We start from the raw sequence: 14,387 nt of genomic DNA, 5'->3' as shown, positions 1-14,387 counted from the left end.
GGGACTTGCCTAAGCGGAAGCGTTACGCCTTAACCGGCGTCGTTCCTTTTGTAATCATCACTTCAAGGTTCTTCACATTGCCGTTGAACACGAGATCAATGTGGCAAAGATTGCTCTTCTCATCAATGATGAAGCTCATATCATCGCCGTCGTGAATAATCGAGTTCGTATAGCCGCGCGAGCCAAGCCATTTGCTTTTTTGGCTGCTTGGGTTGTTGCTGAAGAACTTCACGATATTTTCATGCTTGAAGTCGCCCGTCTGGAAACGGAGAATACGCTCAACATAAGTGCTGACAAGCGTCTTATAGATGGAGTCGAATCCGTCCTCCGAAGTGGCAAGGCTTCTCGCTTTGTATACCGTAATGCGTCTGATGTCCTTCGCTTGCAGCTGCGCGTTCTCCGAGGAGAAAATAAAGCCGAAGTTTTTGCGATTAATCGCATCCTTGATGTTGTTGGTGAAGCCGGAAATTTCCTTCGCCATCGTCGTCGGAACGCGAAGCGCATTGTCGCCTGATTCAATGTCGAAGCGAACGCCTGGATATTCGCGGCTGACCGTTTTGTACTGGTCGCGCAAATATTCCGGACACTGATAAGCGGAAACAAGGCCGGCGGCAACATAAGCTGCGCCTACATAAACGCCTTCAATCCACAGGCGCAAAATGTCTTCCTTCTCCTGCGACAGTTGAACGCCATATTCGGTTTGCAGCATGCGGCTGTCAATGACAACGCCTGACTTGTCTTTCGGAATAATGGTGAAGTTCGGTACGGTAGGAATAGCGAATTCGCTGTAGGATTTGCGGGTCAGCACGTTGCATTTGTCCAAATACTTGTCGATGCCCGCAGTGGCAATGTTGCTGAAGGTTGTCTCTTCGCCAGTCTCAAAGCTGAAGAAGACTTGAATTTTGTATTCGCCCAACACTTGCAGCAAAGAAGAAAGCGACTCCATGCTGTTGCCATCCTGCTTCACTACCTGCTCATTACCTTTGAAGCGCTCACGCGATACTTTTACTTTTCCGGCTGTTTCCAGCTCTACAGATGGCACGATGCCGAACCAAATCGTATCGGAAAAATCATTTTTCGCATTAACGGTGTTGAGGTAAGTCTCCAGCCTAGTGATGCTGCTGCTTTTTACCGTCATGTCGAGCTTATTGTTCGTAATAAGCAGGGACGGCGCCATGCCTTTGTTTTTGCTTGTGTATTGGTCGAAAAACATTTTTACGCCCAAAATTTTCTCCACAAGCGGCTTAACCGTTTTGACGAAATCATCCTTCGCCGTTTTGTAAAATTCCAGATACGTGTTGTAGTTTCTCACTTCTGTCGCTGTATCCACATCTGCTTGAACAGCTGGCAGCGGCGAGAACGTACGCACGACCAGATCCTTTACATAGGCCGACGGCGAATCCGTCACCGAGCCGTAATCATCCGCGAACACTTCGGACAATGCGCTGCCGCTGCTCTCATCAAGCAGCATCAGCTCCTGGCTGTCGCTTTTCGGCGCTTCGATGATTTTCAGCTCGCCGCTTTCGCCGATCGTAAGCAAACCGATTTGCACCGCTTCGCTTGCATTTTCTTCCTGCGAGCCGCCAAGGAGCAGCCGCGTCTTAATATCCTCGATTGCGAGCGGAAGCATCGCCATCACGTTGTTATAGTTTTTGCTTGCTTCCTCGAAGAGCACATTGAGCTTGTCGCCCATATCCAGCTGCTTCGGATCGCCATCGTCCAGCTTCTCATACTGGCTGTACAAGTAATGGATTTCCTTACGCACTTGGCGAATATCGTCCATCACCTTCTTCGGAGAAATCATGTCGAGCAAATGCTCGAATTTGAAATCCACGTTGGAGATGCCTTGGCTGCGCTTCGCATCAATGAGCGTGAACAGCATTTTCAGAAAATCGTTGTGCTGGTCGATCTTGATTTCTGAAATTTGATCCTCGGCAAGCCCCTCCGGCTTTTTCAAGGAATAAACGACCTTCTGGTTCGCTGCGTTGAAAAAGGAATAGACGCTAGGCGAAAACTTGTCCAAAAACTCATCGAAGCTGCGAACGAGCAGGTTCGTATTCAGTTCCTTTACCTTGTCGTCGCTTAGGCTATCAATGCCCTTCACGTCGCCTACCAGCGTTATCAAGTCCAGTTTTTCGGGATTAATTTCCTCAAAAAGAATAGTTCGGTTCGTCTGATTAATAATGTCCATTAGGCATGGCGCTTAAGTTTAGGCTGAAACAAGCAAATGCTTGTATTTCTAGCAAAATCAGTGATGATTCTACCTTTTTCAGCAAAAATAGCGCCCCTCCTTCCTGCAATAGGCTCGATCTTCATACATATTATTACAAAGTTAGACTTTACACCAATAATACTAAACACTCCAATCCTTGTTTGTCAATAAATACAATTTAGGACTTTTAGACTTATTTATATTAATAAATAGAACTAAAGTCGCTATTTTTCATGTTCTATTACTAAATTATAGATGAATTCCGATAACATTCTTAGGGTAATGCCCAGACAATGTAAATCACTTCGTTTTTCGGATAAGCCGCCCGCCCTATAATCGCCTCCGTGCCGCCCTGTACTTCCATATTCGATCAATTATTCAACCCATAAATAACTATAAAGAAAGGGATTATACATACAATTATGATAAAAAAACCATTTATACGTTCTTTATTATTTTTATGCATATGCAGCCTATCGCTAAGTCTCTCTGTTCCCATCCCGCCTGCCGCAGCCGCGGAAGCTGCTCTACCTACCAACCAATTTGATGCGATGTTTGTTCTTGATACGAGCTACTCCATGACGGAGACTGACCCTGGCAATACGTCTGCTGAAGTTATTCATATGCTGATGGATATGAGCGAGGCCGAGCGTACGCGTATCGGATACGTCGCCTACAACCATTCGATTGTCGATAGCCAGCCGCTGACGGATATGTCGGTCAAGGAGAAGCGCACTCGCTTGAAAAGCTCGATCGAGTCGCTGAAGCGCAAAGGTTATACGGATATTGGACTTGGCCTGCTCAAGGGAACAAATATGCTCGCCGAGCAGCGTAAAGAAGATAGCCAAGCCTATGTTGTCCTTTTGTCAGACGGGGCTACGGATCTCGGCATCTACTCCAGCAACCGCACGGTGCAGGATTCAGGGGAAGATGTGACAGCAGCAATCAATCTTGCGAAAAAGAATGGCTTTCCGGTCTATACCATTGGGCTGAATCATGACGGCACGGTCAATAAAGCGGAGCTTGCCCGCATTGCAAAAGAAACGGGCGGCAAATCGTTTATGACGAGCAGCGCCGAGGATTTGCCGGAAATTTTCAACCAGATTTATGCCGATCAGGTGCAGTCGATTTTGCTCCCGGTTGCCGCCTTGACAGCTAAAGGCAGCTTGCAGGAAGTTCCGGTCACCATTGCGAACGGAAGCATGAGCGAGGCCAACATTATTCTCATTTCGGAGAAACCGATCAATGAGACGCAGCTCTTTTATCAATCGAGCAATATTCGGATGTACAATTCGAGCAAATATACGATTTTGAAAATTACGTCGCCGCTCAAAGGCACCTTTAACTTGAAATTCCGGGGCGTCTCAGGCGATTTGGTTAAAATTTATGTTTTGGCCAACTATGAGCTGAATGGTGAGGCAAAGCTTTCGGGGGATCAGGCGATTGTGAAGGGCCAGCCCACACCGTTCGAAACACAGCTGTTCCATCCAGACGGCTCGCCGCTGGCGGATGCCGATTTCTATGCGACCGTCAAAGCGGTGCTTACGATTACAAACAAGGATACGAAAAAATCAGAGGAAATCCCGATGACTTTGACTGAAGATAAGCTGGAGGCTGGCTATAGCTTCCCGATCTCGGGCAATTACAGCTGGCGCGTGCGAATGGAAGGGCCCGATTTTTACCGCGTGATGCCTGGCGGCCCGCTGACCGTTAATAATTTGCCTCCTGTTGAAGCAGGCGATGGCCGTATCAAGCTCAGCAAGGAAGATGGCGGCTCAGACATTGCGCTAAGCACCTTGTTCACTGATCCGAACAATGATCCGTTAACCTTCACGCTTGCGTCTTCTACAGCTTCGAACCGTTATGACGCTGCCATAACTGCAGATGGCATTTTACAGTTGGAGCCGCTCAAAACCGGAACGTCCGACCTGGTCATTGAAGCGACAGACACCGAAGGTGGTACGCTGACGCGGACGATTAAAGTGGAGATAACGTCCGTCTGGACGCTGTACCTTCAGATTGCGGTTAGCGTGCTGATTTTGGCAATTATCGGAACGGTGCTTTATTTCGTCTTGCGTCCGAAGCCGCCTTTTGCCGGCAGACTGGAGGGCTTCTTCCTGAACACGGCGAGCGGCAATGAAATTCCCGTGACTTATTGGCCGCTGACCTCTTTCCCGCAGCACTCCATTACGCTGCAGCAGCTGTTCCACTCGCTTGATATTAATGAGCCGCTGCCAGAAGCAGCCGCGATTACCTTTTATGCAGGGAAAAAAGGAACGTTGTTCGTGAAGCATACGTCGCGCTGTACACTCGTACGCGGCAAAACTGCGCTCCGCAAGGACCGCAAAGAGCCGCTGCAATATGGCGACAAGCTGTATATTACGTTCGAGGATGGCATTACGGAGATCGAGCTGCGCTATAAGCCGATTAAGGCGAATACGAATATTTTTACGCGGCCGGATTGAGCAAGAGAATGAGGCTTGTATATTGAAGTTTATAATCAGGCTTATATGATATAACGATGCTTAACGAAGAAGCGCCTAAGACAATAGGTTGTCTTAGACGCTTCTTCGTGCTGCTGCTTTACTATTTATAATAGAAGAAACGCTTCTTTTTGCCCGCTAAAGCTGCCTATCCCGCTTCTTGCCAGCTGTCAATAGGCTTTCCCAGCGAAGCGCCATGGCGAACCAGCCGAGAGAGCGGCATCTTTTCTCCGGCGACATCGCCAGTCCCCAGTGGATCAGCTTATCGAAGGGCGCGCTAATGCGGCGATGGTTATACGATCTTACCGCAGCGAGATTATCCTCGAACAGGCGCTGTCTGACATCAAGCGGAGCTTTCCCCGCAAAAATGTAATAAAGCGTAGCCGCTAGACTATAAATATCGGATACGGGCTCCTGCCGCGACGTTTCCGAATAAAACTCCAACGGCGAATAGCCGCTTGAAGTAAAAATAAGCTGCTTTCCAGGATTCCCATAAGGAATCGCTGAGCCAAAATCAATCAGCTTCACTCCGCCACCTTCGTCAATCATAATATTGCCCGGCTTCACATCGCGGTGAATGATGCCCTGATCATGCACATATTTCAGTGCGCCTACAACCCCTCCAGCAATTGACAGCAGCTCTGGCTGTGAGGGGGAGACGTCCTCCTGCTGCAAATAATGCTCCAGCGTGAGGCCGCGACAAAACTCCGTAACTAAATACGCCGTGCCATTTGCTTCTATATAATCCGTGTAGGTTACAATTTGCGGATGGCTCAGCTGCTTCAAAATAATCGCTTCCTGCGCAAAGACGCAAAGCAGCTCGCGAAATTTCTCAGCAAAGGCCGACCCGCAGCCTACCGTTAAATGATCCGCCTTTCGCCTCGCCAGCTGCTGGGGGAAAAACTCCTTAATAAGCTTCAGCTCTCCCGTCTCCGTCTGCCGCGCTTTATAGACAATGGAAAGCTCGCTTTGATGAATAACCTGCTTCACCTGATAAACGTCGCCGATTCGCGTATTGCGAATTAACGCCTCCGTTGTTTTTTCCTGCTCCATAACCTCGTCCCCATCTTACAAAAGTTTTATTTCATCTCATATATATGTTATCGGCTGCGCATACAGATATTGTCACAAGGTGGAGAAAATATTTTTAAGCAAAAAAAGAGCAACCGTTTAGCTGCTCCCTGTTTATTGCAATATAAGTTGGCCTACTCCACTTTTATGAAGCTTTTATCAAGCTTTTGAAAAATGGTTTAGCACTCGCCAGCTTCAGCAGGCTTGCCCGCGTCCGCCGCTGTGCGGAAGCTGCTTCCACAGCCGCATGTAGCGCTCGCATTCGGGTTTTCGATCGTGAACCCTCCGCCCATAGCGGATTCCTTCCAATCGATCTCCAGGCCGTTCAGATAGCGCAGGCTGCTTTGGTCAACGACGACTCTCAGACCCGTCATATCCATTTCCTGATCATCCACGGACTGCTCATCATCAAAACCCATGCTGTAGGAAAAGCCGCTGCAGCCGCCTTCCTTCACACCGATGCGCAGGAACATTTCCGGAGTTCCCTCCGATTCCAGCATTTCTTTTATTTTATCAGTTGCCGATTCACTGATTGTAATCATCATTCATTACCTCCCTGCAAAATACGAATCTAATGCATGCTTATACATCTAGTATACTCCTCTTTATGAAACAGCTCAAGAGTGCTTTGCCCGCTTCCATATATGGCAAAGCTATGACTTAATAGTTGCCGCTGCAACCATAGAGGTTTATAATAATGTCATCTCAAGGTCTTATATTTCAAACAAAATCGGATCAGCAAGTTATTTTTTTCACAATTAGCCCAATCAGTACCGACAGTGATGTCCTTATCTGAGGTTGACCCGATTGAGCTGACGATTGCATTCGCCGGCCTTTATGTCTTTTTAATAGCAATACCACTCGGAAAATTGGAGGAGGATGCCGATATGTTTATCGCGGTACCTACAGAACAGAAGCGCATGCAGGAAATTATTGACAAGGTTCGAAATGGGCAACGACTGACGCTGGAGGATGGCGTATTTCTCTATGAGTCAGATGATTTGCTGACGATTGGCCAACTCGCAAACGAAGCGAATTTGCGCAAAAATGGCAATAAGGTTTATTTTATCGAAAATATGAGCCTTTATTTCACGAATGTATGTGAAGCGCACTGCGCATTTTGCAACTTCCGCAAAGATGAAGGCGAGGCTGGCTCCTATACGCTGACCGGGGAGCAAATGATTGAATACGTCGAGCAGCATATTCACCCAGGCGTACGCGAATTCCACATTGTTGGCGGCCACAACCAGCATGTGCCGTTCCAATATTATGTCGATTCCCTAAAAGCTTTGCATAAGCAATATCCCGATGTCACGCTGAAAGCTTATACAGCGGCAGAAATTGATTTTTTCTCGCGGATTAGCGGTTTGACGTATAAAGAAGTGCTGCAAGAACTGATGAATGCAGGTCTGAAATCCCTGACAGGCGGCGGTGCCGAAATTTTGTCCGACCAATACCGCAAAAAAATGCGCGTAACGAAAGCCGATGTGTCGCAGTATCTTGATGTTCACCGTACAGCGCACAACCTTGGCTTAAAAACACATACAACGATGCTGTACGGCTCTATTGAGAGCAAAGAGGACCGCGTAAGGCATATGATTCAAATTCGTGAGCTGCAGGATGAAACAAATGGCTTCCTGGTATTCATTCCTTTGTCGATGCAGCCGATAAATCCTAAAGCGGGTATTAGACGCCGCAACTCCGCTTTCGAGGATTTGAAAACGATCGCGATTAGCCGTCTCATGCTCGATAACTTCCAGCATATCAAAGCTTATTTCATTAATATTGGCACACAGCTGACGCAAGTCGCCCTGACGATGGGAGCTTCCGATGCTCACGGCACGATTGTGAAGGAGCGCATTAGCCACGCCGCAGGCGCACTTACACCAGAAGGCATTACCCGTGAAGATTTGATTTGGCTTATTAAAGGCGCAGGACGTGTTCCGGTTGAACGCGATACGTTCTACAACGAAGTTAAGATCTATGAGTAATCATCTGACCAGACACATATATTAAGGCGTGTATGCATAGTACAGGACTTTGCTTCCGGTTTACATGCACATCCTTGCAGCATCCATGACTGATCAGATTAATAATAATGCGGGGTTGAGGCGGAATGAGAAAATTAGTAATTTTAGGAGGCGGCTACGGCGGCCTGGCGATTGTTGAGGAACTGATCGAGAAGCATATTCCACTTGATGTATCCATCATTCTAATTGACCGCATGCCGTTCCAAGGCCTGAAGACAGAATATTATGCTCTCGCTGCCGGCACCGTGTCCGACCTTGAGCTGCGCGTCAAGTTCCCGACGGACTCGCGCGTCAGTACGGTTTATGGCGAAGTCGACAATCTTGATCTCGATAATAGGCTGGTCTATCTGGAGCAGCAAGACCCGATCTCCTACGACTGGCTCGTCATTGGCCTTGGCTGTACGGACAAATACCATGGCATTGAAGGGGCAGAGACGTTCTCTACGAGCATTCAAACGTTCTCTGCTGCACGTAAAACGTATCAACAGCTCAATGACGTCAAGCCTTATGGACAAGTATCGATCGTAGGCGGCGGACTCAGCGGCGTTGAAGTGGCTGCCGAGCTGCGTGAAAGCCGTCCGGATTTAAACATTCGCATTCTTGACCGCGGAGCAGGCGTCATGTCTGCGTTCCCAGGCAAGCTGCAATTGTTCGTCGCGGAATGGTTTAAAGGCCACGAGGTTGAAATGCTCGGCAATGTGTCCCTTTGCAAGCTCGAGCAAGGCGTTCTGCACGATCACAATGCCAGCAAGCCGCTGCTGAGCGATGTAACGGTATGGACGGCGGGCATTCAGCCAGTGCCAATCGTACAGCGTCTGGATTTGCCGAAGGATAATCAAGGAAGGCTGATTATTGATGAGCATCATCAGCTCCCTTCCCACAGCGGCGTATTCATTGTCGGAGATTGTGCTTCGCTGCCCTTCTCCCCAAGCGGACAGGCCGCTGGCGCGCAAGGCAAACAAATTGCTGAAGTGATGCAGGCGATTTGGCATGACAAAACGCCCCGGCTCGGCAAAATCAAGCTCAAGGGCGTTCTCGGTTCGCTCGGCAAAAAGAGCGGCTTTGGCATTATGGGCGGGACACCGCTCATGGGCCGTGTACCACGCCTCGTAAAAAGCGGCATTTTATGGCGGTCCAAGCGACACTTCGGTTAAAGATCGTCCAGCAGCTTGTCAAGCAGCTCACGATCTGTCTCTTGGCGAATAATAGCTTCATGAATTTTGCCATATAATTCATCAATGGAATCGACGGCGACAATTTCCCCCTCAACGAGGGCAAACGGCTTTAAGTAGCATTCGCCGCAGTTGCCGAGGCATCCATATTCTGTAATTTCATAGCGATCCTCTTGCTCGAATTTCTGCATAATGTCCACTGTTCCATGGTGGGCATTGCTCGTACAATATTCAATCATTGTCTTAAACATAAGCTTTACACCTTACCTTGTTGTAGGTATCCATTTTCAATTGCATGACTTTGTACTATAATAAGACAGAAAGGAGATGATTGCAATGAGTGAACAAGCACAAAGCACAATGTACGATGAAGTATTGGACGTACTAGATAAATTGCGTCCGTTCCTGCAGCGCGACGGAGGAGACGTCGAGCTCGTAGACGTTGAGGACGGTATCATTAAGCTTCGCCTGATGGGAGCATGCGGCAGCTGCCCGAGCTCCACAATCACGCTGAAAGCTGGTATTGAGCGCGCACTGCTTGAAGAGGTTGAGGGCGTAGTCGAAGTCGTTCAAGTATTTTAAGTGTACGCTAGCAAGCTATAACGAAAGCCCGGTGTCCTAAAGGACAACCGGGCTTTCGTTCTTTGCATGTTCCATTCAGCTGCGGGCAAGCACTTGCATACGTTCCTTTCACAGACCTTTAATATTAGGACGAATCGGATCAAATCCGCCCGTCACATTAATAATATTCCCCGTTAAAAAATCCGACCGCCGTTCGCATAGAAAGGTGATCACCCGAGCAACATCTTCACCTGTCCCGGGTCTGCCAAGCGGTGATTCCGCATCCTCCTGACCCTCTACCTCTGCTATCGTTCGTTCCTTGTTCGCTCCGCGAATGTCGCCAGGCCCAATCATATTGACGGTAATGCCATGAGCAGCTTCTTCAACAGCAAGCGATTTTGTAAAGGAAACGAGACCGGTTTTGGCAGCGGCATATACAGCTCGATGGGGCCATGCACGCGCTTCACCTGCGTGGCCAAACCCGAAATGAATAATTCTGCCCCAGCCACGGCTGCGCATGCCTGCAAGCAGCTTATGGTCCAGCAGCATGACGCTGAGCAAATTGCTGTTAAGCATGTCCGATATAGCGGCAAAATCATAGTCGGCAAACAGCCGCCGTTCCCTAACAAACGGTCCCGCATTGTTTACCAAAATATCGATGCCGCCTCTCCAGCTTGCCGCTTCATCAGCCAGCTTCGTTGCACCCTCCATCGTTGAAAGATCAGCCTGCACAATGGTAGCGCTTACGCCAAGTTGTTCGATCTCTTTTTTCGTTTGCTGGGCTTCCTGCTCGCTCTTAAAATAATTAATGACGATATGACTGCCCTGCTTCGCAAGCTCTAGTGCCGTTCTTTTGCCAAGACCTTTGGCACTTCCTGTAACAAGCGCCGTTTTCCCATTCAACTCCAACTGTGCTTCCTCCCTGCGATTACGAATCACCTATCTTTTTCGTATATAACCGCAAGCGTACTGGAACGTAAGATATAAAGTGTCGGTCACCATTGCTACTCCAGCCGCCAGGTCCTGTGACTGCGCCATGATGTTTTCTAGCTTTACTTCGAGTCCATAGCCTTTATGGCTTTGCACAAGATCATCGAGCATTTCGGAATTCATATAATGAATTTCTGCATTGCGCCGTTTCCGCAAGCGTGCCATCGGCTCCTGCGTTAAGCCTTTGACCTCATCTAGGACACCTGTCAACGGTCGATGGACACCGCGCTCCCGCATATTCCGCAGCACCGTAAAATAGGAAAAATGCGGTTTAATCCGCTCTGTCTTCATGGCGAGCAAATCGTTTAGCAAAATTCCTATTTTATCGAGCAAAGCGAATACGCGAATGAAAGCATTTTTGTCAAAATAAACATAACGCTGATACATAAGAAACTCATCAGATTGCATTTGGCTTACTGAGCTGGATTTGATTTTCTGCTTGAAGCGAAGCGTTGCATAATGGCTTTGCTCCAGCTCATTCAAGGAAAAAATTAAACCGCGTGTCCAGATCTCATACGTCCGAAGCTTATGATCCACATCCTTGCCCGCTTCCACCTTGCTGTGAAGCTGCGATATAAACTGCTCCATTAAACGCACCGTTTCACCATGTCGTCCTTCTAATGCCCGCTCTGGCTCGTCAAACAGAAATCGCAACATCTTGTGCCTCGTCCCTTCCCCTGCTATCTAGCGCCTTCCCGCAGCCTCCAAGAACGCACCAACATATCCATTATAACGCCGAATAGTGCACTAACAATGAGATTATGCAATAAATTTGTAAAAACAAACCAGTTTGAATTTGTAATCGTCAATGTCAGCAGGGCTCCGCTTAACACTTGCGTCAGTACGAGAATGAGCGCGAGCTTTGCCATTGGAGCAAGTCCTTGATTTGCCCCGCTTTTCCTGCGGATGTGCAGGAATACGCCAGCAATCGCAAGGGACAATATAACAGCACCTATACGGTGAATGAATACAATCGTCTCTGCCCCTTCAAAATCGGGAATGACTTTCCCATTGCATAACGGCCAGTCCAGACAGCCGCCACCGGAATCCGTATGACGAATATAAGCGCCTAAATAAATAACAACGTAAATGTATACCGCCAGCCCCAAGAGACGTGGAAAAAACGATCTTGGCACCGAGGACTCGACTGCTTGGCCATTCCGGTTGCGATACGCCCAAAAGACGAGCAGCAGCGTAGAGGCAAATGCCATAAGCGATATGCCAAAATGAATCGCCATCACCCATGGAGATTGCGGCCATTTGACAGCAGCAGCGCCCATTAAAGCTTGTACGATTGTGAAAAACAAGGAGCTGCTTGCGAATACGAGCGGCTGCTTGAAGACGGTTTTGTCGCGTTTAAACAAAACAAATGAGGCAATAAACATGCCCACCACCAAAAGTCCTTCAATACCTGTTGTAAGCCTGTGCGTGTATTCGATAAACGATTCTAATGTATAGGCTGGTATAAATTTTCCGTGGCATAACGGCCAGTCATCTCCACAGCCTCTGCCAGCATCCATGTTCGTAACCAATGCACCGTTTAGCAGTATGATTAGCATGCCTAGAGATGTTGCAACTGAAAATTTGCGAAAACGGCTTGAAACCATTCGTACAATCACCTTTTTTCATTTGAATTACCACTCATTATAGCCATAAAATATGCCAAAAGCCATGTTGAAAATGTGACACTTGTCCATCAAGGCTCTAATTATGATGCTTCTGTGACCATAAAAAAATCCGTGCGACAGCGCCGCACGGACTTTGCAAATTGTGCTTATTGGTTTTCCGCCAAAGCATCGGATACTTGCAAGGCGCGATCAACAAACTGTTCGATCTCCTCACGCGACTTCCGAAGCTTATTGACGAACCGCACAACTTCCTGGCCTTTGCGAAAAGCAAGGAAGCTTGGAATGCCGAGAATGTTCAGCTCGGACGATAGATCCGGCAAATCATCGCGGTCAATTTCATAAAAAACAGCTTTGCCCGCATACTGCTGCTCAAGCTCCGGCATAAATGGCTCAATGTAATGGCAATCCTTGCACCAGGTTGTTTTGAATACGATAACCGTCAGTTCATCGGCCTGCATGGCTTCCCGGAAGGATACATCTGTCGTTAATTTAATCATTTGTTATTTCCTCCTTCTTATCCAACTTCTCGTTCAATAACTAGGAATTTTTCCAAGTCATAATAAGAATCCCATTTCAAGGTTGCGCCAAGCGACTTCGCCAGGTTACGGGCTGAAACATAAACCGTGCCTCTTACAGTAGTTGCCGGATAAGACCATTTCACCGACTTGCCGTTCACAATGGCAGTATCGCTGCCATTTTTCACCGTAATTGTCGTATCAGTCGCCTTATCGAATAGCGTCAGCTGCTTCGTCTTCTTGTTGTAAGAGATTGTAGCTCCCAGTTGCTCCGCTACATCACGCAAAGGCACAAGCGTAATATTCGAAGGGGTTATGATCGGCGGATTGCCATAATCCTCTGCATATAGCGTAGCCGTCTGAACGCCTACATGGAACGTATTTTTAAGCAGATCATAAGCATATGAGCTTTTGTCAAACCATTGCAGCGTTTCGTAGCCATTCAGGTCGTACATATCATCCAGATTAATGGCATCCTCGCTCACTACTGGGGCATCCGCCTTCACCGCTTCGTTCACATTCCATTTTTGGCTCTCGGAGCGAATGACAATGCTCATTTGCGTCTCAGGCTCGCTATCGCCCATCGTAATGGCTGCCTCGACTACTTGCTTGCGAATGTCCAGCTTGCTGTCCACATAAACATCTGCCTTCAGCGACGTATCTTTGTTGAATACAGATTCCAGGAGGATGCCGTCCTCCTCTTCCTCGATCGCTTGCAGTTCCTCCTGCAAGTATGCAAGCTCTTCTGCAAGGCTTTCTGCAATTTCTTTAATCGTATCCTCTTGTGTAGGACCATCGAGCACAACCGGCTGGTCAAAAGGATTTACTTCACCGATCGCTTCCCATACTTCTGGATGGCTGGAAAGCACTTCAACGAAGCCTGTTACCATTTTATCCAAGCCTGCACGGTCACTTGCCAGAACATCGACATATTTTTTAATCCAAGCCCAAATGGCTGGTCCATCCAGTTCCGTATGAATTTTCATCAGGGAAACCGATTGGCCATTAATCGATTCTTGTACCGCATTTACTGAAATTTGATCGGGATTAGGCAGATTATTAATAAAATAGCCACTTGTTACATCAATGATTTCTTTACCCAGCTCAACGAGCGATTCGTCTGCCGGACCACCCGTTACGGACTGTCCGATCGTGCCAGAAACGCCCATCAACGAAGGCAAGCCCGCTTCGCTCATATCCAGAACAAAGGGCTGCTTCGCGCCTTCAATTTCTACGACCGCCGTTGTATCGGACATTTTGAGTGAAAAGCCAATGGAAATCGTGTCAGCCAGCAGAAGCTTACCGCTGTAAGATACATGTGTGTCATCCTGCACCTTAATGTTTGTCAGCATAAGCTTCGCGCTGTTGATCAATTTCATAATCGCCACTTCATCTTCGTCCATGTATTCAAGGTCTTCCTCACTCAAATTTAATTGCAGCGATAATGTCTGCTCGCCCTCATAAGAAGTAACCTTAAGCGAATTCGTAATCGCCTTATTCAGATCGACACCACTAATAGCCTGACAGCCTGCAACAAACACAAGCACCAATGCCAGCAGCAGAACGACCCCTTTTTTTATGCTCCCCAGCTTTTTCAATGTTCGTGACCCCTCTCGCCAACAAAATAAAAATGAATAAAATCCTCTTCATTGTACAGGAGCCTTGGACCCATGTAAATGTATGGAAACAGGCATTATAACAAACAAGGTGAAACGGCTGTCGCCG

General features: G+C 47.8%; 13 protein-coding genes. 4 read left to right on the top strand and 9 right to left on the bottom strand.

What is annotated here, in order from left to right; translation table 11 throughout:
- Positions 1 to 22: 22 nt before the first annotated feature.
- Positions 23 to 2,191: a hypothetical protein gene (locus tag WH37_RS00335; protein WP_046228584.1), complete on the bottom strand. Its 2,169-nt coding sequence runs from the start codon at positions 2,189 to 2,191 to the stop codon at positions 23 to 25.
- A 443-nt stretch (positions 2,192 to 2,634) separates the two neighbouring features.
- On the opposite strand from WH37_RS00335, the gene WH37_RS00330 reads away from it, so the two are divergent.
- Positions 2,635 to 4,677, top strand: a complete 2,043-nt coding sequence (locus WH37_RS00330) for a vWA domain-containing protein (protein ID WP_046228583.1) — start codon at positions 2,635 to 2,637, stop codon at positions 4,675 to 4,677.
- 156 nt (positions 4,678 to 4,833) lie between these two features.
- Here WH37_RS00330 and WH37_RS00325 read toward each other — a convergent pair whose 3' ends face one another.
- Positions 4,834 to 5,748 carry a serine/threonine protein kinase gene (locus WH37_RS00325; RefSeq protein ID WP_046228582.1) on the bottom strand — a complete coding sequence of 305 codons (915 nt, stop codon included), beginning with the start codon at positions 5,746 to 5,748 and terminating at the stop codon, positions 4,834 to 4,836.
- Between the two features lie 197 nt (positions 5,749 to 5,945).
- Positions 5,946 to 6,308 (bottom strand): HesB/IscA family protein, encoded by a 363-nt coding sequence (locus WH37_RS00320; RefSeq protein ID WP_046228581.1) that lies wholly within the window; start codon positions 6,306 to 6,308, stop codon positions 5,946 to 5,948.
- A 345-nt stretch (positions 6,309 to 6,653) separates the two neighbouring features.
- Between WH37_RS00320 and mqnE the strand changes: the two genes are divergently transcribed.
- Both mqnE and WH37_RS00310 read left to right on the top strand, forming a co-directional pair.
- Positions 6,654 to 7,757 carry an aminofutalosine synthase MqnE gene (mqnE, locus tag WH37_RS00315; protein WP_046228580.1) on the top strand — a complete coding sequence of 368 codons (1,104 nt, stop codon included), beginning with the start codon at positions 6,654 to 6,656 and terminating at the stop codon, positions 7,755 to 7,757.
- 125 nt (positions 7,758 to 7,882) lie between these two features.
- A complete protein-coding gene (locus tag WH37_RS00310; RefSeq protein ID WP_046228579.1) occupies positions 7,883 to 8,950 on the top strand; it encodes an NAD(P)/FAD-dependent oxidoreductase in 1,068 nt (355 codons plus the stop codon).
- On the opposite strand, the gene WH37_RS00305 is transcribed toward WH37_RS00310, so the two are convergent.
- Positions 8,947 to 9,219, bottom strand: coding sequence for a YuzB family protein (locus tag WH37_RS00305; RefSeq protein ID WP_046228578.1), 273 nt, complete (start codon positions 9,217 to 9,219; stop codon positions 8,947 to 8,949). The two genes, WH37_RS00310 and WH37_RS00305, sit on opposite strands and share 4 nt — an antisense overlap.
- Before the next feature lie 85 nt (positions 9,220 to 9,304).
- Here WH37_RS00305 and WH37_RS00300 point away from each other — a divergent pair, with 85 nt between their 5' ends.
- Positions 9,305 to 9,550, top strand: coding sequence for a NifU family protein (locus WH37_RS00300; RefSeq protein WP_046228577.1), 246 nt, complete (start codon positions 9,305 to 9,307; stop codon positions 9,548 to 9,550).
- A 108-nt stretch (positions 9,551 to 9,658) separates the two neighbouring features.
- On the opposite strand, the gene WH37_RS00295 is transcribed toward WH37_RS00300, so the two are convergent.
- The 5 genes from WH37_RS00295 to WH37_RS00275 all read right to left on the bottom strand — a co-directional run bounded on the left by WH37_RS00295 (position 9,659) and on the right by WH37_RS00275 (position 14,260).
- Positions 9,659 to 10,432: an SDR family oxidoreductase gene (locus WH37_RS00295; protein ID WP_046228768.1), complete on the bottom strand. Its 774-nt coding sequence runs from the start codon at positions 10,430 to 10,432 to the stop codon at positions 9,659 to 9,661.
- 36 nt (positions 10,433 to 10,468) lie between these two features.
- Positions 10,469 to 11,176, bottom strand: a complete 708-nt coding sequence (locus WH37_RS00290; RefSeq protein ID WP_046228576.1) for a Cthe_2314 family HEPN domain-containing protein — start codon at positions 11,174 to 11,176, stop codon at positions 10,469 to 10,471.
- Between the two features lie 23 nt (positions 11,177 to 11,199).
- On the bottom strand, positions 11,200 to 12,126 hold the full coding sequence (locus WH37_RS00285; RefSeq protein ID WP_046228575.1) for a COX15/CtaA family protein: 927 nt from the start codon (positions 12,124 to 12,126) through the stop codon (positions 11,200 to 11,202).
- Positions 12,127 to 12,293: 167 nt separating this feature from the next.
- Positions 12,294 to 12,644, bottom strand: coding sequence for a thioredoxin family protein (locus WH37_RS00280; RefSeq protein WP_046228574.1), 351 nt, complete (start codon positions 12,642 to 12,644; stop codon positions 12,294 to 12,296).
- 17 nt (positions 12,645 to 12,661) lie between these two features.
- Positions 12,662 to 14,260 carry a copper amine oxidase N-terminal domain-containing protein gene (locus WH37_RS00275; RefSeq protein WP_046228573.1) on the bottom strand — a complete coding sequence of 533 codons (1,599 nt, stop codon included), beginning with the start codon at positions 14,258 to 14,260 and terminating at the stop codon, positions 12,662 to 12,664.
- Positions 14,261 to 14,387: the final 127 nt, after the last annotated feature.

Source organism: Paenibacillus algorifonticola (assembly GCF_000971975.1).
Classification (GTDB): Bacteria; Bacillota; Bacilli; order Paenibacillales; family Paenibacillaceae; genus Pristimantibacillus; species Pristimantibacillus algorifonticola.
This window is presented reverse-complemented; position numbering and strand designations above follow the sequence as displayed.

Coding starts and splice junctions, on each gene's coding strand:
- WH37_RS00320 (WP_046228581.1), bottom strand. CDS start 6,308: ATGATTACAATCAGTGAATCGGCAACTGATAAAATAAAAGAAATGCTG.
- WH37_RS00285 (WP_046228575.1), bottom strand. CDS start 12,126: ATGGTTTCAAGCCGTTTTCGCAAATTTTCAGTTGCAACATCTCTAGGC.
- WH37_RS00305 (WP_046228578.1), bottom strand. CDS start 9,219: ATGTTTAAGACAATGATTGAATATTGTACGAGCAATGCCCACCATGGA.
- WH37_RS00300 (WP_046228577.1), top strand. CDS start 9,305: ATGAGTGAACAAGCACAAAGCACAATGTACGATGAAGTATTGGACGTA.
- mqnE (WP_046228580.1), top strand. CDS start 6,654: ATGTTTATCGCGGTACCTACAGAACAGAAGCGCATGCAGGAAATTATT.
- WH37_RS00280 (WP_046228574.1), bottom strand. CDS start 12,644: ATGATTAAATTAACGACAGATGTATCCTTCCGGGAAGCCATGCAGGCC.
- WH37_RS00325 (WP_046228582.1), bottom strand. CDS start 5,748: ATGGAGCAGGAAAAAACAACGGAGGCGTTAATTCGCAATACGCGAATC.
- WH37_RS00330 (WP_046228583.1), top strand. CDS start 2,635: ATGATAAAAAAACCATTTATACGTTCTTTATTATTTTTATGCATATGC.
- WH37_RS00310 (WP_046228579.1), top strand. CDS start 7,883: ATGAGAAAATTAGTAATTTTAGGAGGCGGCTACGGCGGCCTGGCGATT.
- WH37_RS00335 (WP_046228584.1), bottom strand. CDS start 2,191: ATGGACATTATTAATCAGACGAACCGAACTATTCTTTTTGAGGAAATT.
- WH37_RS00290 (WP_046228576.1), bottom strand. CDS start 11,176: ATGTTGCGATTTCTGTTTGACGAGCCAGAGCGGGCATTAGAAGGACGA.